Origin of the sequence: Shewanella sp. 38A_GOM-205m (genome assembly GCF_000518445.1) — a bacterium.
Classification (GTDB): Bacteria; Pseudomonadota; Gammaproteobacteria; order Enterobacterales; family Shewanellaceae; genus Shewanella; species Shewanella algae.
On the sequence record NZ_JADP01000015.1, the window covers coordinates 76,052 to 96,973 of the forward strand.

General features: G+C 53.4%; 15 protein-coding genes. 6 read left to right on the top strand and 9 right to left on the bottom strand.

Annotated features, from left to right (window positions below; all coding sequences use genetic code 11):
- Nucleotides 1–26: 26 nt before the first annotated feature.
- From N512_RS0111890 to sdhC, 4 genes are read right to left on the bottom strand one after another with little or no spacing between them, the layout of a single operon-like run.
- Nucleotides 27–734 carry a succinate dehydrogenase iron-sulfur subunit gene (locus N512_RS0111890; protein WP_025011014.1) on the bottom strand — a complete coding sequence of 236 codons (708 nt, stop codon included), beginning with the start codon at nt 732–734 and terminating at the stop codon, nt 27–29.
- 12 nt (nt 735–746) lie between these two features.
- The gene (gene sdhA / locus N512_RS0111895; RefSeq protein WP_028780474.1) at nt 747–2,513 is read right to left on the bottom strand and encodes a succinate dehydrogenase flavoprotein subunit; all 1,767 of its coding nucleotides are present in this window, start codon (nt 2,511–2,513) and stop codon (nt 747–749) included.
- Nucleotides 2,514–2,861, bottom strand: a complete 348-nt coding sequence (gene sdhD, locus N512_RS0111900; protein WP_025011016.1) for a succinate dehydrogenase, hydrophobic membrane anchor protein — start codon at nt 2,859–2,861, stop codon at nt 2,514–2,516.
- Nucleotides 2,855–3,250 carry a succinate dehydrogenase cytochrome b556 subunit gene (gene sdhC, locus N512_RS0111905; protein WP_025011017.1) on the bottom strand — a complete coding sequence of 132 codons (396 nt, stop codon included), beginning with the start codon at nt 3,248–3,250 and terminating at the stop codon, nt 2,855–2,857. Before sdhC ends, sdhD begins: the two co-directional genes overlap by 7 nt.
- A 412-nt stretch (nt 3,251–3,662) precedes the next feature.
- Here sdhC and N512_RS0111910 point away from each other — a divergent pair, with 412 nt between their 5' ends.
- The 5 genes from N512_RS0111910 to N512_RS0111930 all read left to right on the top strand — a co-directional run bounded on the left by N512_RS0111910 (nt 3,663) and on the right by N512_RS0111930 (nt 13,858).
- The gene (locus N512_RS0111910) at nt 3,663–4,949 is read left to right on the top strand and encodes a citrate synthase (protein WP_025011018.1); all 1,287 of its coding nucleotides are present in this window, start codon (nt 3,663–3,665) and stop codon (nt 4,947–4,949) included.
- 602 nt (nt 4,950–5,551) lie between these two features.
- Nucleotides 5,552–6,607, top strand: a complete 1,056-nt coding sequence (locus N512_RS0111915; RefSeq protein WP_028780475.1) for an efflux RND transporter periplasmic adaptor subunit — start codon at nt 5,552–5,554, stop codon at nt 6,605–6,607.
- Between the two features lie 21 nt (nt 6,608–6,628).
- Nucleotides 6,629–9,877, top strand: coding sequence for an efflux RND transporter permease subunit (locus N512_RS0111920; RefSeq protein ID WP_028780476.1), 3,249 nt, complete (start codon nt 6,629–6,631; stop codon nt 9,875–9,877).
- Nucleotides 9,874–12,945, top strand: coding sequence for an efflux RND transporter permease subunit (locus tag N512_RS0111925; RefSeq protein ID WP_028780477.1), 3,072 nt, complete (start codon nt 9,874–9,876; stop codon nt 12,943–12,945). The genes N512_RS0111920 and N512_RS0111925 overlap by 4 nt, the downstream gene beginning before the upstream one ends.
- Nucleotides 12,946–12,982: 37 nt before the next feature.
- Nucleotides 12,983–13,858, top strand: coding sequence for an MBL fold metallo-hydrolase (locus N512_RS0111930; protein WP_037474882.1), 876 nt, complete (start codon nt 12,983–12,985; stop codon nt 13,856–13,858).
- Nucleotides 13,859–13,898: 40 nt separating this feature from the next.
- Here the strand turns inward: N512_RS0111930 and N512_RS0111935 are convergent, their stop codons facing one another.
- The 5 genes from N512_RS0111935 to N512_RS0111955 all read right to left on the bottom strand — a co-directional run bounded on the left by N512_RS0111935 (nt 13,899) and on the right by N512_RS0111955 (nt 20,339).
- Nucleotides 13,899–14,624 carry a phosphotransferase gene (locus tag N512_RS0111935; protein ID WP_028780479.1) on the bottom strand — a complete coding sequence of 242 codons (726 nt, stop codon included), beginning with the start codon at nt 14,622–14,624 and terminating at the stop codon, nt 13,899–13,901.
- A gap of 284 nt (nt 14,625–14,908) precedes the next feature.
- The gene (locus tag N512_RS0111940; RefSeq protein ID WP_025011023.1) at nt 14,909–15,088 is read right to left on the bottom strand and encodes a Trm112 family protein; all 180 of its coding nucleotides are present in this window, start codon (nt 15,086–15,088) and stop codon (nt 14,909–14,911) included.
- Nucleotides 15,078–16,106, bottom strand: coding sequence for a tetraacyldisaccharide 4'-kinase (gene lpxK, locus N512_RS0111945; protein WP_028780480.1), 1,029 nt, complete (start codon nt 16,104–16,106; stop codon nt 15,078–15,080). The genes N512_RS0111940 and lpxK overlap by 11 nt, the downstream gene beginning before the upstream one ends.
- Nucleotides 16,107–17,906, bottom strand: a complete 1,800-nt coding sequence (msbA, locus tag N512_RS0111950) for a lipid A export permease/ATP-binding protein MsbA (protein WP_028780481.1) — start codon at nt 17,904–17,906, stop codon at nt 16,107–16,109. It lies immediately after the preceding gene.
- Nucleotides 17,907–17,939: 33 nt separating this feature from the next.
- Entirely contained in the window at nt 17,940–20,339 is a 2,400-nt protein-coding gene (locus N512_RS0111955) for a DNA internalization-related competence protein ComEC/Rec2 (protein WP_331280389.1), read from the bottom strand.
- Between the two features lie 29 nt (nt 20,340–20,368).
- On the opposite strand from N512_RS0111955, the gene N512_RS0111960 reads away from it, so the two are divergent.
- Nucleotides 20,369–20,875 carry a DUF2062 domain-containing protein gene (locus N512_RS0111960; protein WP_025011025.1) on the top strand — a complete coding sequence of 169 codons (507 nt, stop codon included), beginning with the start codon at nt 20,369–20,371 and terminating at the stop codon, nt 20,873–20,875.
- The last annotated feature ends 47 nt before the right edge of the window (nt 20,876–20,922 follow it).

Below are 20,922 nucleotides of genomic sequence, written 5' to 3' on the forward strand. Positions count from 1 at the left end.
ATTGGATTAAGCTCGTCGTCTTGCATTTATACAGCCCGCTTCAGCAACATGGACTTGATGTGTCCGATGGCCTTGGTTGGGTTCAAGCCTTTCGGACAAACATCCACGCAGTTCATGATGCCGTGGCAACGGAAGACGCTGTATGCATCATCCAGCTCGCTCAGACGCTCTTCGGTCGCAGTATCACGGCTGTCTATCAGGAAGCGATAGGCATGCAGCAGACCACTGGGGCCAACAAATTTGTCCGGGTTCCACCAGAATGATGGGCAAGCCGTAGAACAACAGGCACACATGATACATTCATACAGGCCATCCAGGTGAGCACGCTCCTCCGGTGACTGCAGATGTTCACGGGCCGGCTTCTTCTCATCATTGATGAGGTACGGCTTGATCTTCTCGTATTGCTTGTAAAACTGACTCAGGTCAACCACCAGGTCACGCACCACAGGCATACCGGGCAGAGGACGGATTTCAATCTTCTTGCCTTTGAAGGTAGACACAGGCGTGATACAGGCCAGACCGTTTTTGCCATTCATGTTCATGCCGTCGGAGCCACAAACCCCTTCACGACAAGAGCGGCGGAAAGACAGGCTTGGGTCCTGCTCTTTAAGCTTGAGCAAGGCATCCAGCACCATCATATCTGAACCTTCAGCCACTTCCAGGCTGTAATCCTGCATGTAGGGCTTGGTATCTACATCAGGATTGTAGCGATAAACTGCAATATCCAATTTCATCTTCGCAACTCCTTAGTAGGTACGCTTCTTAGGCGGGAAGGCTTCACGTGTCTTGGGCGCCATGTTCACTTCACGGGTGGACATGGTTTCGTTGACAGGGTCAAACAGGCTGTGGCACAGCCAGTTGGTGTCATCACGCTCAGGGAAGTCTTCACGGCTGTGAGCACCACGGCTCTCGGTACGGAAGTTGGCTGCGTAAGCAGAAGCGATTGCTGTCGCCATCAGGTTATCCAGTTCCAGACACTCAATACGCTGAGTGTTGAACTCTCTGGAATTGTCAGACAGCTTGGCATTGGCCAGACGCTCACGAATTTTCTGCAATTCTTTCAGGCCTTCTGCCATGGCATCACCGCTACGGAATACCGAGAAGTTCAGCTGCATGCACATCTGCAGATCTTTACGGATAACCGCTGGATCTTCACCGTCTTTATTGCTTTCCCAACGATTCAGGCGCTCAAGAGACTTCTGTATGTCGGCTTCGGTCGCAGCCTTGGGATCTGCGGTTTCATCCAGCGCTTTACCCAGATGCTGACCGGCCGCACGACCGAACACCACCAAGTCGAGCAGTGAGTTACCACCCAGACGGTTGGCACCGTGAACCGATACGCAGGCGATTTCGCCCACGGCGAACAGGCCCTTGATATCTTCTTCAGTACCATCGGCGTTCTTGTGGATCACCTGACCGGATACCTTGGTTGGCAGACCACCCATCATATAGTGACAGGTTGGGATAACCGGAATTGGGCCATCGGCGGGATCTATGTGAGCAAAGGTACGGGACAGTTCGCATACGCCAGGCAGACGCGCTTCCAGAGTTTCTTTGCCCAGATGGTCCAGCTTCAGCTTCAGGTGTGGGCCCATAGGACCTTCACAACCTCGGCCTTCACGAATTTCTGTCATCATGGAGCGGGCAACCACGTCGCGGGATGCCAGGTCTTTGGCGTTGGGCGCATAGCGCTCCATGAAGCGTTCGCCGTCCTTATTGAGCAGGTAACCGCCCTCACCACGACAACCTTCAGTCACCAGAACACCTGCACCTGCAATCCCGGTTGGGTGGAACTGCCACATTTCCATGTCCTGCAGCTGAACCCCGGCACGGGCAGCCATACCAACGCCATCACCTGTGTTGATGTGGGCATTGGTGGTAGAGGCAAAGATACGACCGGCACCGCCGGTAGCCAATACAGTGGCCTTGGCTTTGAAGTAAACGATTTCACCGGTTTCAATTTCGATTGCAGTACAACCTACGATGGCACCGTCTTCGTTTTTAACCAGATCCAGGGCATACCACTCGGAGAATACCTGAGTCTTGTTCTTAACGTTCTGCTGGTACAAGCAGTGCAGCAGAGCGTGGCCGGTACGGTCAGCTGCAGCCGCGGTACGGGCCGCCTGCTCACCACCGAAATTCTTGGATTGACCGCCGAAAGGACGCTGATAAATAGTGCCGTTTTCAAAGCGTGAGAATGGTAGACCCATCTGCTCCAGCTCGATAACCGCTTCGGGGCCGGTCTGACACATGTACTCGATGGCATCCTGGTCGCCGATGAAGTCGGAACCTTTTACCGTGTCGTACATATGGTGTTCCCAGTTGTCCTCGTGGGCATTACCCAGAGCAACAGTGATCCCGCCCTGAGCCGAAACCGTGTGAGAACGTGTAGGAAAAACCTTGGACAGGAGCGCACAGCTCTTGCCTTCTTGGGAAATCTGCAGTGCTGCGCGCATGCCGGCACCACCGGCACCAATCACGACAGCGTCAAACTCGCGTACTGGAATAGCCACTTAAACACCCCACACTATTACTATGCCTGACGCCAGATAAGCAAAGGCGGTCACGACAAAGACAAACTGTAAAACCCCACGCAGTGCTACGTTTTTGACGTAGTCTGTCAGTACCTGCCAGATACCGATCCAGGCATGGATCAGCAGCGCAATCAGCGCCAACAGAGTAAAGACTTTCATCGGCAGTGAAGCAAACAGCCCATGCCAGACGTCGTAGGTGAGAGGTGAACTGCAAGCTGCGAATCCGACCAGGAATATAGTGTAAACGGCCAGAATGACGGCGCTTGCGCGTAATAGGATGAAGTCATGAACACCACTGCGTCCAAAACTCGCTGCATTGGTTACCATACCCAGATCCCCGCTAATACAGAAAACACTGCGGTCAGGACAAATACTGCCTTGGCCGATGCTTTACCCGAAGGTAACTCTTCCCAACGACCGGTATCCATTACCAGGTGACGCAAGCCGCCCAGCAAGTGGTAAGCCAGTGCGGTCAGAATGCCCCACAGGATAAACTTCACCACGAAGTTGTCTAACAGAGATTGTACGCCTTGGAAACTCTCGGCCGACGCCAGCGAGGCATTCAGCAACCACAGGAGTATACCAACAGCGAACAGCATGATGACACCGGAAACCCGGTGCAGAATGGACACAATTGCAGTCGCCGGGAAGCGAATGGTCTGCAGATCTAAATGGACAGGTCTTTGCTTTTTCACGTTCTGCTCACTCAGCTCCATTGAGCATTTTTTTTGTTATGTGAACCGATTTTGCTCTTACACAGTTCCGTGACTGAAGTCACAGAGAAGGGTTTCACAAAAGAAAGTTGAAACAAAAAGCTAACTTGTTGACAACACACAAAATTAGTTAATTAGTGATATGCTAACCAAGCCCGCCGTTTGCAGCTCTTGCGAGCCGGAGCAAGTATACTCGCCGTAAATGTCAAATACAAACATCACATTATCCAAATTTTGTTTTTTTGAGCTTTTTTCAGGATAAGTGCTGGTGTTATCAGGGAAATTGGTCTTACCTATACCATGGTCTAACGAATTTAAACGCTTATTTAAATTGAAATGTGATCTAGATTGGCTGTAAAGTAATGGCCGTTTGACATGCCGCACTCACATAAGAATGAAGTAAGGAGAACGGGGTATGGCTGATTTAAAAGCCAAATTGGAATTACCAGGGAACGACTCGATTGAACTGCCAGTGAAACAAGGAACTGCTGGTTTCGACGTAATCGACATCAGTAAACTCGGCAGTAAAGGCTACTTTACCTTTGATCCAGGATTTCTCGCGACGGCCTCCTGTGAATCTGCAATTACCTATATCGATGGCGCACAGGGCGTATTATTGCACCGTGGCTATCCGATAGATCAACTGGCGACAGAATCCGACTATCTGGATCTCTGTTACCTGCTGTTGTACGGCGAGCTGCCAACCAAGGCAGAGTATGAGAAGTTTGCCTACACAGTTAAAACTCACACTATGGTGCATGAGCAGTTGGCCTTCTTCTTCAGAGGCTTCCGTCGTGACGCTCACCCAATGGCCATGCTTTGTGGCGTAACAGGCGCCCTGTCTTCTTTCTATCAGGACTCTCTGGATGTCAACGATGCCCGTCATCGTGAAATTGCAGCCTTCCGCCTGGTTTCCAAGATGCCGACCATTGCCGCCATGTGCTACAAGTACTCCATAGGTCAGCCGTTCGTGTATCCACGCAACGATCTGAGCTATGCCGGTAACTTCCTGTCGATGATGTTCGCGGTACCTTGTGAAGAGTACAAGGTGAACCCGATAGTTGAACGTGCCATGGATCGCATCTTTATCCTGCACGCCGACCATGAACAGAACGCTTCAACCTCTACCGTGCGTCTGGCGGGCTCTTCGGGTGCCAACCCGTTTGCCTGTATCGCTGCCGGTATCGCTTCTCTGTGGGGACCTGCCCACGGTGGTGCCAACGAAGCTTGTCTGCGTATGCTGGAAGAAATCGGCACTGTGGATCGCATCCCTGAGTTTATCGAACGCGCCAAAGACAAGGATGATCCTTTCCGTCTGATGGGCTTCGGTCACAGGGTTTACAAGAACTTTGACCCACGCGCCAAAGTGATGCGTGAAACCTGTCACGAAGTGCTGGCTGAACTCAAGGTTAACGACCCTCTGCTGGATGTCGCCATGGAACTTGAGCGTATCGCGCTGGAAGATGAGTACTTCATCTCCAAGAAGCTCTATCCAAACGTCGACTTCTACTCAGGTATCATCATGAAGGCGATTGGTATTCCAACCTCCATGTTTACCGTTATCTTTGCCCTGGCCCGCACCGTTGGCTGGATTGCTCACTGGAAAGAGATGCTGGATCAACCTGGTCACAAGATCAGCCGTCCACGCCAGCTCTACACAGGTGCCACATCCCGCGACTTCGTGGAACTGGATAAACGCTGAGTCTGACAACGCTAAGTCTAACTCATTGAAAAAAGGCGCCCAAGGCGCCTTTTTTGTGTTCAAGCATGTCGCATGATCAAGGGGCAACCAGCCAGGCTTCACTTTCGATAACCGGCTGCTAGCCTTGTTCTGCAAATTGGCCCTCACCTAACCCACTATCTCTTAAGCTCACTTGCTGTTGTCTCACCTCTCAAAAGCCGGTTCACCCGCTAAAGCCGCATCCTGTACAACTCTTAATGCCACTAACTCTTACCGCCACTAACTCTTAATGCCGCCAACCCTTAGTGCCCACTTCATGTTACCAAGCCTCAATAGCGCCGCCTTTAGCGAATGAGTGATTCCCTCGCTTGCCGTGAACTGTATTACACCGTCAGCTCAGCGCAGTGCGGTCACTTCCCAGGCCTCAACTCAGCCGCTTGCGCAGACGCTATACTGAGCAGCATTGGTGAAAATCATCACAAAATAAACTTTTTTGCTACATCGGCATCAAACACCTCAATGAGGTAGACACCAAAATATCACTAACTGTTGTTTTAAAAGGATATTTAAAATTGGCATTGGTTTTGCTTTATCGCAACAAAGATCAAGATAAGGACTTTCACATGAAGCGTAACCTCACCTACACCCTGAGCACTGCTTTGCTGCTTGGGTCTCTGGCCAGCGGCTGCAGCGAACAGCAGCAGGAAGAAGAACAACAAGCCTTTGCCATTCCGGTCGAGACCAGCATAGTGACTCAAGGCCAGGTTTCCTCCTTCTACGCCACCACAGCCACACTGGAAGCGCCACAAGAAGCCCATGTGGTCAGCCGTATTGCCGGGCTGATAGAAACTCTGCAAGTCGAGGAAGGTGACAGAGTCAACAAGGGACAGTTGCTGGCGGTGATAGACTCCCGTCGTCAACGTTATGAACTGGATAAGGCCGAAGCCGAGGTGCAAATCATCGAGCAGGAGCTCAACCGGCTGAAGAAAATGAATAACCGTGAGTTTGTCAGTGCCGATGCCATGGCCAAACTGGAATTCAACCTGCAAGCGGCCAAGGCGCGTCGGGACTTGGCCAAACTGCAGGTGGAAGAAAGCCAAATCCGCTCTCCCATAGATGGCGTGGTCGCCAAACGTTTTGTCAAACAGGGCAATATGGCCAAAGAGTTTGAAGAGCTGTTCTATCTGGTCAATCAGGATGAGCTCTACGGCATAGTCAATCTGCCGGAGCAGCAACTGAGCAGTTTGCGCATAGGTCAGGAAGCCGAAGTTATCAGTTCCCGCCAGCAGCAAGTGGCGGCCAAGGTACTCAGAATAAGCCCTGTGGTGGAAGCCACCAGCGGCACTTTCAAGGTAACCCTTTCGATCCCCAATCAGGATGCCAGTCTCAAGGCCGGGATGTTTACCCGGGTCGAACTCAGATACGACACCCACGATAATGTGATAGTGGTGCCCTATAACGCCGTCATCAATCAGGATGATCGCAAGGCGCTCTATGTTATCGAAGAGGGCAAGGCGCAGCGCCGCGAGGTCAAACTGGGTTACCGCCAGGATGATAAAGTGGAAATCACCGAAGGCATCAGTCCGGGTGAGCAGGTGGTGGTTCGCGGTCAACACAATCTCAAGGATCAATCATTGGTGGAAGTGATAGCTCCGCTGGATCTGGCCAAGGCCAACTAACTGTCACAAGGACCACCTCTTATGTCTATTATTACCACTTCGGTCAAGCGTCCGGTGACCGTCTGGATGTTTATGCTGGCCGTTATCCTGTTCGGCATGGTGGGTTTCTCCCGTCTGGCGGTAAAGCTGTTGCCCGACTTGAGCTACCCCACACTCACCATACGTACCCTCTACGAGGGCGCGGCACCCGTGGAGGTAGAGCAGCTTATCTCCAAACCTATCGAGGAAGCGGTCGGTATTGTTAAAGGGCTGAGGCAGATAAGTTCGATTTCCCGTTCCGGTATGTCCGATGTGGTGCTCGAATTTGAATGGGGCACAGAGATGGATATGGCCAGTCTCGATGTGCGGGAAAAACTCGACACCATAGAACTGCCGCTGGATGTGAAAAAGCCTTTGTTGCTGCGCTTTAATCCCAATCTCGATCCCATCATGCGCCTGGCACTGCCGGCCCCCAAGGCCACAGAAGCCGAGCTCAAGCGCCTGCGGACTTATGCCGAAGAGGAGCTTAAGCGGGATCTCGAGTCGCTTTCCGGAGTCGCTGCCGTGCGCCTTTCCGGCGGACTGGAGCAGGAAGTGCATATTCTGCTCAATCAAGAGAAACTGGCACAGCTGGATCTCAGCAGCGAAGCCATTCGCAACCGTATCAGTGAAGAAAACGTCAACCTTTCTGCCGGTAAGGTGATCCAGGGCGACCGCGAATATCTGGTGCGCACCGTTAACCAGTTTCACTCCCTCGATGAGCTGGCCAATGTGATTGTCTATCAAAAGGGCAATACCCTGGTACGTCTTGGCGAGATAGCCGAGGTCACGGATGCCTTTAAAGAGCGCAGCGATATTACTCGCATCGGCGGCAAGGAGTCCATTGAGCTCGCCATCTATAAGGAGGGCGATGCCAATACGGTAGCCGTAGCCAGTAAGCTTAAGAGCCAGTTGCAACAGATGCGCTCCGAGGCCAAAGACAGCGCCACGCCAGTGCCCGAGATAATTTACGATCAGTCGGAGTTTATCGAAAGCGCCGTCAGTGAAGTGACTTCATCAGCCCTTATCGGCAGTCTGCTCGCGATGCTGGTGATCTACCTGTTCCTTCGAGACATCATCCCTACCCTGATCATCTCCATCTCTATCCCCTTCTCTGTGATAGCCACCTTTAACATGATGTATTTTGCCGATATCAGTCTTAACATCATGTCGCTCGGCGGTATCGCGCTGGCGGTGGGGCTGTTGGTGGATAACGCCATCGTGGTGCTGGAAAACATCGACAGGTGCAAGGCTCAGGGGATGGATCGCCGTCAGGCCGCCATCACAGGAACCAAAGAGGTGGCCGGGGCGATTTTTGCCTCTACCCTGACCACGCTGGCGGTATTTGTGCCCTTGGTATTTGTCGACGGCATTGCCGGAGCCCTGTTTGCCGATCAAGCCCTGACCGTTACTTTCGCCCTGCTGGCCTCTTTGCTGGTTGCCCTCACCTCGATTCCTATGTTGGCTTCCCGCGAAGGCTTCACAATGTTGCCGGAACTGGTCAAGCGGGACAAACCGCAGCCTCCGGCGGGTAAGCTTGGCAAGCTCAAGCATTACAGCGCCACTGTGTTTACCTTCCCTTTCCTGTTGCTGCTCAGCTATCTGCCAAGATTGCTGCTGACGCTGGTATTAATCGTCACCCGGCTGCTGGTGTGGCTGGTATCCCTGGTGATGAAGCCACTGTCCAGACTGTTTAACCTTTGCTACGGCTGGCTGGCCGATGGCTATCGGCCGCTGCTGAACCTGGCACTCAAGTTCCGAGGCATCACTCTGGCGCTGGCCATTGCGGTCACCGCCATCTCTGGCGTCTTGATGAGCCGCCTGGGAATGGAGCTGATCCCACCGATGAATCAAGGCGAATTCTATGTGGAAATCCTGCTGCCTCCCGGCAGTGAGGTGAGCCAAACCGATGCCGTATTGCAGCGTCTGGCGCTGGCTATCAAAGACAGAGAGGAAGTGAAACACGCATACAGCCAGGCCGGCAGCGGTGGTCTTATGACCTCGGATACCCGGCGCGGCGGCGAAAACTGGGGGCGTCTGCAGGTGGTGCTGGCCGATCACCGCGCGTTTGACCAAGTTGCCGCCAAGCTGCGCAGCACTTTGCGCACTATTCCCGAGCTGGAAGCGCAGATCCAATATCCCGAGCTGTTCAGCTTCAAGACTCCGCTGGAGATAGAGTTGTCCGGCTATGAATTGGAACAGTTGAAAACCTCGGCCGCTTCACTGGTTAAGGCGCTGGAGGGCGATCCCCGCTTTGTCGATGTCAGCAGCAGCCTGCGTGACGGTCAGCCGGAGCTGAGTATCCGTTTTGATCACGCCAGAATGGCCGCCCTTGGCCTGGATGCACCAACCGTGGCCACCAGCATAGCCCAGCGGGTTGGCGGTACCGTAGCCAGCAAATACACTCTCAGGGAGCGCAAGATAGATATTTTAGTGCGCAGCGAGTTGGATGAACGCAATCAGATAAGCGATATCGATGCCATGCTGATCAACCCATCCAGCCCGCAGCCCATCCCCTTGAGCGCCGTGGCCGATGTCTCGTTGACTCTGGGACCTTCGGCAATCAATCGCATCAGCCAGCAGCGGGTAGCCATAGTGTCGGCCAATCTGGCCTATGGCGATCTTAATCAGGCGGTGGCCAGTGCCAAACGCATTCTCAGCCAACTGACACTACCCGCCTCAGTGCAAAGCCGATTCGGCGGTCAGAATGAAGAGATGGAGCATTCGTTCCAATCGCTGAAGATAGCGCTGATCTTGGCGGTATTCCTGGTTTATCTGGTGATGGCCAGTCAGTTTGAGTCATTGCTGCACCCCTTGCTTATCCTGATGGCTGTACCCATGGCACTGAGCGGCAGTATCTACGGCCTGGCGATAACAGGCACCCAGTTGTCTGTCATCGTCTTTATCGGCCTTATCATGCTCGCCGGGATAGTGGTCAATAACGCCATAGTATTGGTAGACAGGATCAATCAGCTCAGGCAAAGCGGCAAACAACGTCTCGACGCCATCAAGCAAGCGGCAGCATCGCGTTTAAGACCCATACTGATGACCACACTGACCACTAATCTGGGGCTGCTGCCCATGGCAATAGGCTTAGGGGACGGCAGTGAAGTGCGTGCCCCCATGGCGATCACTGTCATTTTCGGCCTCAGCCTGTCGACTCTGCTGACTCTGGTGGTTATTCCTGTGCTCTATGCCCTGTTCGACCGCAAACAGTACGCCGAGCCGGCCACCATGGGAGAAGGCGCATGAACCTGACCAAACTGGCGCTTAAGCGCCCGGTGACCACCAGCATGTTCTTTGTGGCCATTCTGCTCTTTGGTCTGGCCGCCAGCCGCTTGCTGCCGTTGGAGATGTTCCCCGGGATAGAGATACCGCGGATCTTCATCCAGGTGCCTTACAAAGGCTCCTCTCCGGCGGAAGTGGAACGCGACATCACCAATGTCCTGGAAGAGTCACTCGCCACCATGGGTGGACTCGATGAGCTGCGCTCACGTTCCAGCCAGGATGGCAGCGAGATAGAAGTGAGAATGAAGTGGGGTGAAAATGTCGCCGCCCGCAGCCTGGAAGCGCGGGAAAAGGTGGATGCGGTGCGCCATCTGCTGCCAACCGATGTGGAGCGGGTGTTTATCATGCAGTTCTCCACTGCCGACATGCCTATGCTGAATATCAGGATCTCCAGTGAGCGGGAACTCTCCGGCGCCTTCGATCTGCTGGAAAAACAGCTCAAACGGCCACTGGAGCGGGTGGAAGGCGTCTCCAAGGTCACCCTCTATGGCGTGGAGCAAAAACAGATAGAGATACGTCTCGATGCCCAGCGCCTGGCCGCCAGTGGCATGAGTGTTCCCGCCATTCACAAGCGTCTGGCGGCAGAAAACTTTGTGATAAGCGGCGGCAACCTGAGGGACAACGGCCGGGTCTATCAGGTGTCTCCCAAGGGCGAGTTCCGTAATCTCGAAGAGATCAAGGCGCTGGTATTGCTGCCGGGTTTGACCCTGGGCGATATCAGCGAAGTCAATTTCGCCCTGCCTGAAGCCACCGAGGGCCGCCATCTGGATAAGAAATATGCCGTCGGCCTGGATGTGTTCAAGGAATCCGGTGCCAATCTGGTGGAGGTTTCGGCTAGGGTGCTTAAAGTGATTGAGGCCGCCAGAGAGGATAAGCAATTTCAGGGGATCAAGCTGTTTATCATGGAAGATCAGGCCCATGGAGTGAAATCGTCACTCAAGGACTTGTTGATGTCCGGCCTGCTGGGCGCCCTGCTCTCCTTTGCCGTGCTGTACCTGTTCCTGCGTAACCTGCGCATGACCCTGGTGGTGGTTTCCTCCGTGCCCATCTCCATCTGTATGACATTGGCCGGCATGTACTTTCTCGGCTACAGCCTCAATATCCTCTCTATGATGGGGCTGCTGCTGGCGATAGGTATGCTGATTGATAATGCCGTGGTGGTCACAGAGAGTGTGTTGCAGGAGCAGCAACATGGCGCTGCCGGTCACAATACAGATGACAGCCCCAACAACACTGGCGATCGGGCAATCCTCAACGGGGTCGACAAGGTGGCGCTGGCGGTGCTGGCCGGCACCCTGACCACGGCGATAGTGTTCCTGCCGAATATTTTCGGGGTCAAAGTGGAGCTGACCATCTTCCTCGAACATGTTGCCATCGCCATCTGCATTTCGCTGGCAGCCTCGCTGTTGGTGGCCAAGACACTGATCCCCTTGATGCTGTCAAAACTGCAACTCAGGTTTGAGCGGGTCGAGAAAGCGTCACGGCTGCAGAAGTCTTACCACACCAGTCTCAACTGGATATTGCAGCACCCGAAAACCGCTACTTGCCTGGCACTGCTGATGTTGCTGTCAACCGCCCTGCCGCTGTCGTTGGTGAAACAGGACAGTCAGGACAGCCAAAGCAAGGAGCGCTTCTACATCAACTACCAGTTGGAAGGACGTCACAGCCTGGCGGTCACCGAGGCCATGGTCAGCCAGATGGAAGACTACCTCTATGCCCATAAGGAAGAGTTCCACATAGATGCCGTCTACAGCTATTACTCTCCCGAGGATGCATCTTCCACCATACTGCTGAAGCCGGATCTGGAGGAAGATGTCGCCGAGCTGAAAAAGCGGATCCGCGAAGGATTTCCCAAGTTCTCCATTGCCAAGCCTCAGTTTGGCTGGGGCAGCGATGAGTCCGGCGTCAGAGTCACACTGACCGGGCGATCCACCTCAGAGCTGATTCGCCTCAGTGAACAGGTGATCCCTTTGCTCTCCAACATAGAGGGCCTGCATGATGTGCGCTCAGAGCTCAACGGTGCCCAGCAGGAAGTGATAGTACAGATAGACAGAGAGCTGGCCGCCCGCCTGGGGCTGAGCATCAAGGATATTGCCGGCAGTATCTCCCTGGCACTGCGGGGCGCGGCACTGCGTTCATTTCGCCACGATCCCAGTGGTGAGCTCAGAATCGAACTGGCCTTTGAACGTGATTGGCGTCAGTCGCTGGAGCGGCTAAAACAATTGCCCATAGTGCGGCAGGACAACAAGGTCTATTCGCTCGAGAGTCTGGCCAAGGTGGAAATTGTCCCCAGATTCGATGTCATTCGTCACTATGATCGCCAGACGGCACTTTCCATAGGCGCTAACCTTGAAGATCTCAGCATGGAAGAGGCGCAGAAACAGATCATGGCGGCGCTCAAGCATGTCAACTTCCCCCATGGTTATGACTACTCACTCAGAGGCGGCTTTCAACGTCAGGACGAGGAAGAGTCAGTCATGCTGATCAACATGGTGTTGGCGATTGCCATGATCTATATAGTGATGGCGGCTTTGTTTGAGTCGCTGCTGCTGCCGAGCGCCATCATTACCAGCATACTCTTCTCCATCACAGGGGTATTCTGGGCCCTGTGGCTGAGCGGCACGCCTATGTCCGTGATGGCCATGATAGGCATACTGATCCTGATGGGGATAGTGGTCAACAACGGCATAGTGCTGGTGGATCAAATCAATCAGATGACGCCGCCAGTGGAGCAGTTGTCTGAGGTCATCGCCTCTGTCTGTGTCACCCGCTTGCGGCCGGTATTGATGACGGTTGGGACCACAGTTCTGGGCCTGCTTCCTCTGGCGCTGGGAGACACTCAGATAGGCGGCGGTGGCCCGCCATACTCACCTATGGCGATTGCCATCATAGGCGGCTTGAGTTTCTCCACCCTGACCAGTCTCTATTTGGTGCCCCTGTGTTACCAGGCCTTCTTCCGCCTGCGTCATAATGCGGCCATCAGGCTCGGGCAATCGCTCAAACTCAGTCAGCGCCTGCTGCCCTGGACCTGAGCCGAAAAACACCGCAGAACAGATAAAAAAGCTGCCATTGCAGCTTTTTTATTGCCCGGACATCAATAGCGAACTAGCTTTATCCCAGCACTCAACTATTTGGAGTTCCTATGCCGAGAATCCCTATGCCGAGGTCAAGATAACCACTCATGAACTGCTGCCAGGTCGCTATATGTTAACAGGCGCCGGCGGCAACATAGGTGTCAGCGCCGGGGAGGATGGACTGCTTATTATAGATGACCAGTTTGCGCCGCTGGCAGAGAAGATTTCTGCGGTATTACAGGGTCTCAAGCCGGGCCATCCGGCTTTTGTCATCAATACCCATTTTCACGGCGATCATACCGGGGGCAATCTGTACTTTGGCCAAAACGCCAACATTCTTGCCCACGAGAATGTGCTCAAGCGGTTGAGTGAGAAGGAACCCCAAAAGAAGGCTCTGCCGGTTATCACCTATGACAAGGGACTGAAAATTCACTTCAACAACCAGGTGTTGGAACTTATTCATCTGGGCCCAGGGCATACGGATGGTGACACCCTGGTGCTGTGGCAGGATCGCAAACTGGTGCATATGGGCGATCTCTTCTTTAAAGACAGGTTTCCTTTTATCGATCTCGACCACGGCGGCTCGGTCATCGGCTACAGAGACAATGTCGCGGCCGTGCTTGAACTCATAGATCAGGATACCTTGGTTATTCCAGGTCATGGTGAACTGGCCAACAAGGCCGATCTCCTGAGGTTCAAACATATGCTGGATGACTGCATCAATTGGATGAAAGAGGGCAAGCAGCGCGGCATGACTCTCGAGCAGATGCAGGCCACAGAACTACCCCAAGCATGGCGGGAATGGGGCTGGCAGTTCATCCCAAAGGAGCGCTGGGTTAAAACCCTGTATCAGGGATTAACCGAGGAATAACGGCCCTCTCAGTTGTAGGCGTATATTGACTCGGCAAGGTTCAGGCAGGAATATTGCGAAAATGCCACAACACCCAATAGATGGGCTTGAGGTCACGGCCGCCTATATCGCGAAACGGCCTCAGCAACAGATAGAGCCACTGCCAACTGACCAGGAAACTTCTGGTCTCATGCCAGATAGCTTCACCACCGGCTTGGCGATAACTGGCTATCGCTTGGGCAATCGCTTCGTTGGCCGGCCCCATGTAGCGGTATAAGCTGTGAATGTACACCAGCAGATCCCTTATCTGCTGCATCAGCATGTCTTTACCCTTTTGATTGGCTTCAAAGTCGATAAAGGTCACCTGTCCCTGTTGCCAACTGATATCCCTGAGTGCCGGACGGCCGTGGGCCAAGCCCATACTGTGCAAACCCGCCAAAGCAGCGGCGCTGTCATTGAGGATCTGCTGCATGCCTTGCTGATCCTGCGATTTGAGTGCCAACCAGTCTTTGACTGTCACACCAGCATCTTCCACGACAAAGTAGCCCTTATCGGACTGAACAATGCGCGGCACAGGAGCTGAGCGGCTGGCCAGATGTTCCAGAGTCTGTTTCTCTTTTTCCAGCGCCAGTTGAGGATTGGGTTTCAACACCCGCATGGCCCCCTGAAGAGTCTCTGCCTGTTTGAGCCAGTATTTTTTACCCTCATATTCAAACGAGCAAATACGCTCCCCGGGATGAGCTTCCAGCACCCGCAGAACATATTGATTGAATTTAGGTTGCTCCATGGACAGGACTCCCTTCCAAGAATTGGTGGTGGTTCACAGAAAATTCTTATTAGTATCTTAGGGAATGGCGATTAAAGCAAATTCACTTAGGCTAAAACCCTGCTATTTAACGCATTTTCAGAGACTAATACCACAGAGGCTTAATGATAAAAACAATTGATGAATGAAATTAACAATTTCCAAACACAACAACTAATACAAAAGAGGGAGACGATGCCAGGGAGGGAAGTAGAAATGTAGACCCCAATCCGCTGTTGCGGATTGGGGGGATCGGACAGGGGCTGTTATTGCTTTTCCTGCCAAGGCTCGGCCTTGTCAGCCAGCAGCACAGGGATCCCATCATTGATAGGATAAGCCAGCCTATCTGCCTTACAGATAAGTTGCTGTGCCTGCTTGTCATACTCCAGTCTGCCTTTACATATGGGGCAGGCTACGATTTCCAATAGTTTCTTATCAAACGCCATCAGACTGTCCTTTTTGGTTTGCCTTTTGTTTGCTTGCCATTGCCTCTCGCACCCGAGTCAGCAATTGGGCATCGAATTGGGGTGATAGCTTGGCATTGACGGCCAAATACCACCAGTGTTGTTTTGCAAATTCGCGACACTTGATCGCATCTTTTTCTGTCATCAGCAGCGGCAGTTCATCGCCAAGTGGCGCCAAGGCCTCCAGACTGTAGGCCTGATGATCGGCAAAGACCTCTTGAGCTTCGAGCTTGAACCCCATCTGAGAGAGAGTTTCAAAAAAACGTTCCGGATTACCGATACCAGCCATGGCTTTTACCGCCATAGGCGCTGTGGGGGCCTGAGTCTGGTTTTCCCCTGCGACACTCAGTACTGCACCGGGAATGAGCTGCATACCAAACTCTCTGACAGTATCGCTGGCTTCACCGTTGTGAATAACGAAATCGGCACTCTCCAAGCGCCATTCACCCTCTCTCAAGGGACCTGCAGGCAATAACATGCCATTACCCAAGCGGCGGCTGGCATCGAGCACCACCACTTCAATATCCCGCGCCAGTCGATAATGCTGCAAACCATCATCGCTGATAATAATATCCACATCAGCGGACGCCAGCAGCAACTCGGCGGTGGCTATACGATCCACTCCCACAGCCATAGGCACTTGAGTGCGGGCCACTATCATCGCCGGCTCATCACCAAAATCCGTTGGATTGGCGCCTTGGGGCACCAGTCTCGGCTCGGTTTGACCACTGCCATAACCACGGCTTATTACCCCTGGGTGGTAACCATAGTGCCTGAGCAACTCAATCAGATAGATAACGGTAGGCGTCTTGCCACTGCCGCCGACGGTAATGTTGCCGACAATGATCACGGGTACGGGCAAAGCTTGCGAGGCCTTGAGCCCAAGTTTAAACCCCAGGCGTCTCAGGCCACTGAGCAAGGCAAACAACCAGGAAAGCGGCCAAAGCAACCACCTTCCCCAATGCTTCTGATACCAGATACGGTTAAGCAGAGCTTCCACTTAACCTCCGAATTGCATCTGGTACAACTTGGCGTACGTCCCATCCTTTTCCAGCAGGCTCTGATGCGTGCCGCGCTCGAGGATCTTGCCCTGATCGACCACCAAAATCTGATCGGCACTTTCAATGGTCGACAGTCTGTGGGCAATAACTATCGAGGTACGATTGCGGCGCAGGTTATCCAGCCCCTTTTGAATCGCCTTCTCTGATTCGGTATCCAGTGCCGAGGTCGCTTCATCGAGGATCAACACAGGGGCATCCCTGAGGATGGCTCTGGCAATGGCGATCCGCTGGCGTTGACCACCGGACAACATCACGCCGTTTTCACCTATCTCGGTATCCAGTCCTTGGGGCAAGGTTTCGATAAACTCCATCGCATAGGCCAATTTGGCGGCGTTTTCTATCTGTTCGCGGGTCGCCTCGCCTGGATAGGCATAGGCGATATTATTGGCTATGGTGTCGTTGAAAAGAGTGACCTGCTGCGACACCAACGCGACCTGGCTACGCAGACACTTGAGTGAATAGTCGTAAATACTGACATCATCCAGGGTAATCTCCCCCTGTTTCAGTCCAGCGTAAAAACGGGTCACCAGACTGGCGATGGTCGACTTACCCGAGCCTGAGCGACCCACCAGCGCCAGAGTCTGCCCCTGACGCACTTCAAAGTCGATATTCTCAAGCGCCAGACGCTCCTGCCCCGGATAACCAAAGCTGACGTTATCGAAACGCAGATTACCCTCAACCCGCTCTACTGTGTGAGTGCCGCTATCGGACTCCCCCGGAGTATCCAGCAACTCAAACACTGTGGTACAGGCAGCAATACCGCGTTGAAACTCGGCGTTAACCCGGGTGAGGTTCTTGATGGGCTGCAGCATGGCGAGCATGGCACCCAGGATAGTGGCAAAGGTACCCGCGGTCAGTTCATCCTTCAGGCTGTCAAAGCTCGCAGCATAGAGTACAAAGGCCAATGCAAAGGAACCTATGATCATAATAAGCGGTTGGCTGATGGCCTGGGCCGCTGCCAACTTCATGTTCTGATAGCGGTTTTGATCGTTAACTTTGGCAAAACGCTCGGCCTCAGTCTTCTGACCGCCGAAAGACAACACGTTCTTGTGGCCCTTGATCATCTGCTCAGTCACTGCAGTCACTGACCCCATGGCGCCCTGGATCTGCCGCGATACTTTACGGAAGCGGCGACTGACAACGGCAATCACCACCCCGATGAAAGGACCAATGATCAGAATGCAAAGCGACAGCTTCCAGGAGTAATAGAACATCAACCCCAGCATGCCTATGACAGTGACACTGTCTCTCACCAAAGTGATCAGCGCGCTGCCGGAGGCTCTGGCAATTTGCTCTGTGTCGAAGGTTACTTTGGAGATCAAGGAACCCGTGTTTTCCTTGTCCATATAGCTGACAGGCAGCGACAGTATGTGTTCAAACACCTGCTGACGCATATCCTGAATAAGCTTGGCACTGATATAAGAGATGCCATAGGTAGAGACAAAGTTGGCCAATCCCCTAAGACTGAACAGCCCCACTACCACGAAGGGGGCCATGGTCAATACATCCGAGCTGGCATTAAACCCTTTGGAGGTGCCCAGCTCCACGCCGGCAACGACCGAATTATTGGCAAACCCTTCATCAATAAAAGGTTTCACAAAAGCGATAAAAGTAGCATCCACAACCCCATAGGTGATCAACGCCAGAATCGAGATGATAAATACCCCTTTGAGAGGCTTGAGGTAGGACAGCAAACGTCTGAAAACCGTCCAGACTTCACGTTGTTGAGATGTGCTCATCAGCGAAACTATATTTATGACAAAGTCGCCATTCTACTCTGGATTCCTTGCCATACCAAACCCAAACAAGCGGTTATACCAAAATGGCGCCAGATCCTCGCGGTAACGGTGCACTGTATAACCTTGGCTATCAAAGTGGATACTCACCTGCCCCAGCTCGCCGGAAATCAAGGCTTGGGCTCCAAAGGCGTGATATCTCAAACGTATCTCCTCTTTGGGAAATCCCCAACGATTGCCATATCCGGCAGCAAACAACACCCATTTCGGCGCCACAGCACCGATAAACTCTGGGTGAGATGAAGTGCGGCTGCCATGATGGGGCGCCAGTAAAATATCGCTCTCAAGTGAGCCTTTTTTGTGCAATAAGGCAACCTCGGCGGCCAGCTCTATGTCCCCCGGCAACAGTACCCTATGATGTCCATCGAAGAGTTGCAGCACGCAGGAACCGTTGTTGCCTGGCTCTGGCTGCTCGGGGCCGAGAAAGTTCAGCTCTATCCCTTGCCACTCGAACATCCCCGGACGGCAGCCCCTGTGCCAACGCTTTGGATGACTGCTCTTGGGCTCAGGGACATCGGTTATCAAACCTGCCTTGTCAAAGGCCTGCATCAGCACTTGGGTACCACCGGCGTGGTCATTATCGCCATGGCTGACAATAAGGAAATCGAGCTTGGTCACGCCTTTGGCGCCAAGGAAAGGCACTATCACCCGCTCTGCGTAACTGAAACGCTCGCCAAAAGCCGCACCTGTATCATAGAGCAATGCATTAGGCCCCTTTTGTACCACCACAGCCAGCCCCTGCCCCACATCCAACATATGTAACTGCCAGCCCTTGGATTTGAGCAGTCCAAGCCATAGCCCGAGCTGCAGAACAAAGGGCAATATCAGCAGCATGGCCACTCCCCGCCCTTTGGGCAACATACGCCAACAAAGCCATGCCGGAAACAGCAACAGCGCCGCGGCGCTGAGAGCCTGCGGCAGCATGAGCCAGCCGCCGGGAAGCTGACTATTGAACTGCCATAATTTTTGCACCGGCCAGAGACTGAGAGACGCCAATTGCCAAGGTATGAGTGCCACGGCATCCATGCCGAGAGCGGAAAATATCGACCACAGCAGCAATGCCAGCAACGCCAGAGGGATCACCAGTAAACTGAACCAAGGTACCAGCAGCAAGTTGAGCCACAGGCTGTGAACCGTCACGGCACCAAAGAGTACCGCCTGCAGTAACGACAGCCCCAGACATAGACGCCACTGTATCGCCCAAAATGCCAAGGCCCAGCGCTTGAGCTTTGCAGGCCAGTGGGTCAGCACTTGCTTCTGCTCCAGAGCGTTAGGATTATGAACTGGATGATTAAGGCTCAGCAAAATTAACGCCAGTGCCGAGAATGACAACCAAAAGCCGCCGCTGAGACTGGCCAAGGGGTCAATCAAGAGCACACAGGCCAGCGCCCACAGCAGCCGATCCCAGGCCGAGGCATAGCGCATCATTAATGAAGAGAGCACCAGCAAAAACAGCATCAGCAAGGCTCTTTGGGTGGCAATGGCAAAGCCCGCCAGGTAGGCATAAAAGAGTGCCATCAGCAACGCAGCCAAAGATGCCAACACCAAATTGCGCCGTCCATAGGCGGGTGCCCAACGTTTGAGCGCTCCAAAACTCAGCAGATAACACCAGAAGGCAACAACCGAAAGATGCAGACCGGAAATCGCCACCAGGTGGGCATTGCCGGATTGACGCAGCTCTTGCCAGCGCGCCTTGGAAAAGAGTGACCGCTCACCCAAGGTCAGCGCCAGCAGCAGATCGCCGCCCTCTATTCCAACCAATACTGGGGTTAATTCCGTGACCAATCGGGCCCTGAGCCCTGTTGATGGCAACAGCCGCTCACCTGATATCACCTGGCCTCTGGCGGCTATCCGCTCGCCAAGCAGATAGCGCTGACGATTGAAGCCACCCTGATTGAGCACGGCGGCGAAGGATCTGGGTTTGACTTCAAACTGCCACACCTCACCCAATTGCGGTGACGGCAATGCATCCCCCTGCCAGCTCAAACGCCACATGGCGGCCAGGGGTGCCAACAGGGTTGAAGAATTATCATCAATTGGCCGAATATCCATACGGATCCAGTCGCCGTTTGCAGAAACTAGTGATATGATTTCGCCCCGCAGTGTCTGAGTAACAGACGTTTCAGAGCTGGATGATGAGTCAGTAAGGCTTTTAATATCAATAACTAACTGACAGTAAACACTGACCCACAGCACGCCGCCCAAAGCACCATAGAGCAAAGCACTTCCCTTGGGAACCCAGCTCCCGCTCAAGACTCTGAGGCACAAGACCAGCAGCACTGCAATAATTGGCAATGAGAATAAGGGCGGTATCCAAGGCCAAAGCATGGCCGAGAGTACAGCGATGCAAAAGCCCCATAAGCATTGATTCATCATTGAGTAATTTAAGACAGCAATCCAAGCCTATGCCAAAAAAGATCATTCAGAGATTCATGCCCGATCCGGAGAAACTGAGGAATCATAAACACCTCAAGATCTTCGGCAGCCTGCTGAACAAACCCAACCTCTGGGCACTGAATCGCCGCTCTGCCCCCGGCGCCTTCGCCATAGGCCTGTTTGTTGCCTGGATGCCGATGCCGTTCCAAATGGTGTTGGCCGCCGCGCTGGCAATCTACTTCCACGTCAATCTGCCGGTGTCGGTCGCCTTGGTTTGGATTACCAACCCTGTGACCATGCCGCCCATGTTTTATCTGGCCTATTTGATAGGCGCCAAGCTGCTCAATCACCCGCCGCAGCAGTTTACCTTCGAAGCCAGTTGGGCCTGGATAGAATCTTCCATCAGTACCATAGGCCCACCTTTCCTGCTCGGTTGTTTGGTATTGGGTGTGGTCAGTGCCCTGACGGGATATTTTGTGATCAAGAGTGCCTGGCAGTACTCCATCTATCTGCAGTGGCAAAAACGACGTAAGTAATTGCTGCTGGCAGTAACATCACTGGAGCGGCACAATTCAGGGATACC

Coding starts and splice junctions, on each gene's coding strand:
- N512_RS0111890 (WP_025011014.1), bottom strand. CDS start 734: ATGAAATTGGATATTGCAGTTTATCGCTACAATCCTGATGTAGATACC.
- sdhD (WP_025011016.1), bottom strand. CDS start 2,861: ATGGTAACCAATGCAGCGAGTTTTGGACGCAGTGGTGTTCATGACTTC.
- sdhC (WP_025011017.1), bottom strand. CDS start 3,250: ATGGAGCTGAGTGAGCAGAACGTGAAAAAGCAAAGACCTGTCCATTTA.
- N512_RS0111910 (WP_025011018.1), top strand. CDS start 3,663: ATGGCTGATTTAAAAGCCAAATTGGAATTACCAGGGAACGACTCGATT.
- N512_RS0111915 (WP_028780475.1), top strand. CDS start 5,552: ATGAAGCGTAACCTCACCTACACCCTGAGCACTGCTTTGCTGCTTGGG.
- N512_RS0111920 (WP_028780476.1), top strand. CDS start 6,629: ATGTCTATTATTACCACTTCGGTCAAGCGTCCGGTGACCGTCTGGATG.
- N512_RS0111925 (WP_028780477.1), top strand. CDS start 9,874: ATGAACCTGACCAAACTGGCGCTTAAGCGCCCGGTGACCACCAGCATG.
- N512_RS0111935 (WP_028780479.1), bottom strand. CDS start 14,624: ATGGAGCAACCTAAATTCAATCAATATGTTCTGCGGGTGCTGGAAGCT.
- N512_RS0111940 (WP_025011023.1), bottom strand. CDS start 15,088: ATGGCGTTTGATAAGAAACTATTGGAAATCGTAGCCTGCCCCATATGT.
- msbA (WP_028780481.1), bottom strand. CDS start 17,906: ATGAGCACATCTCAACAACGTGAAGTCTGGACGGTTTTCAGACGTTTG.
- N512_RS0111955 (WP_331280389.1), bottom strand. CDS start 20,339: ATGATGAATCAATGCTTATGGGGCTTTTGCATCGCTGTACTCTCGGCC.
- N512_RS0111960 (WP_025011025.1), top strand. CDS start 20,369: ATGCCAAAAAAGATCATTCAGAGATTCATGCCCGATCCGGAGAAACTG.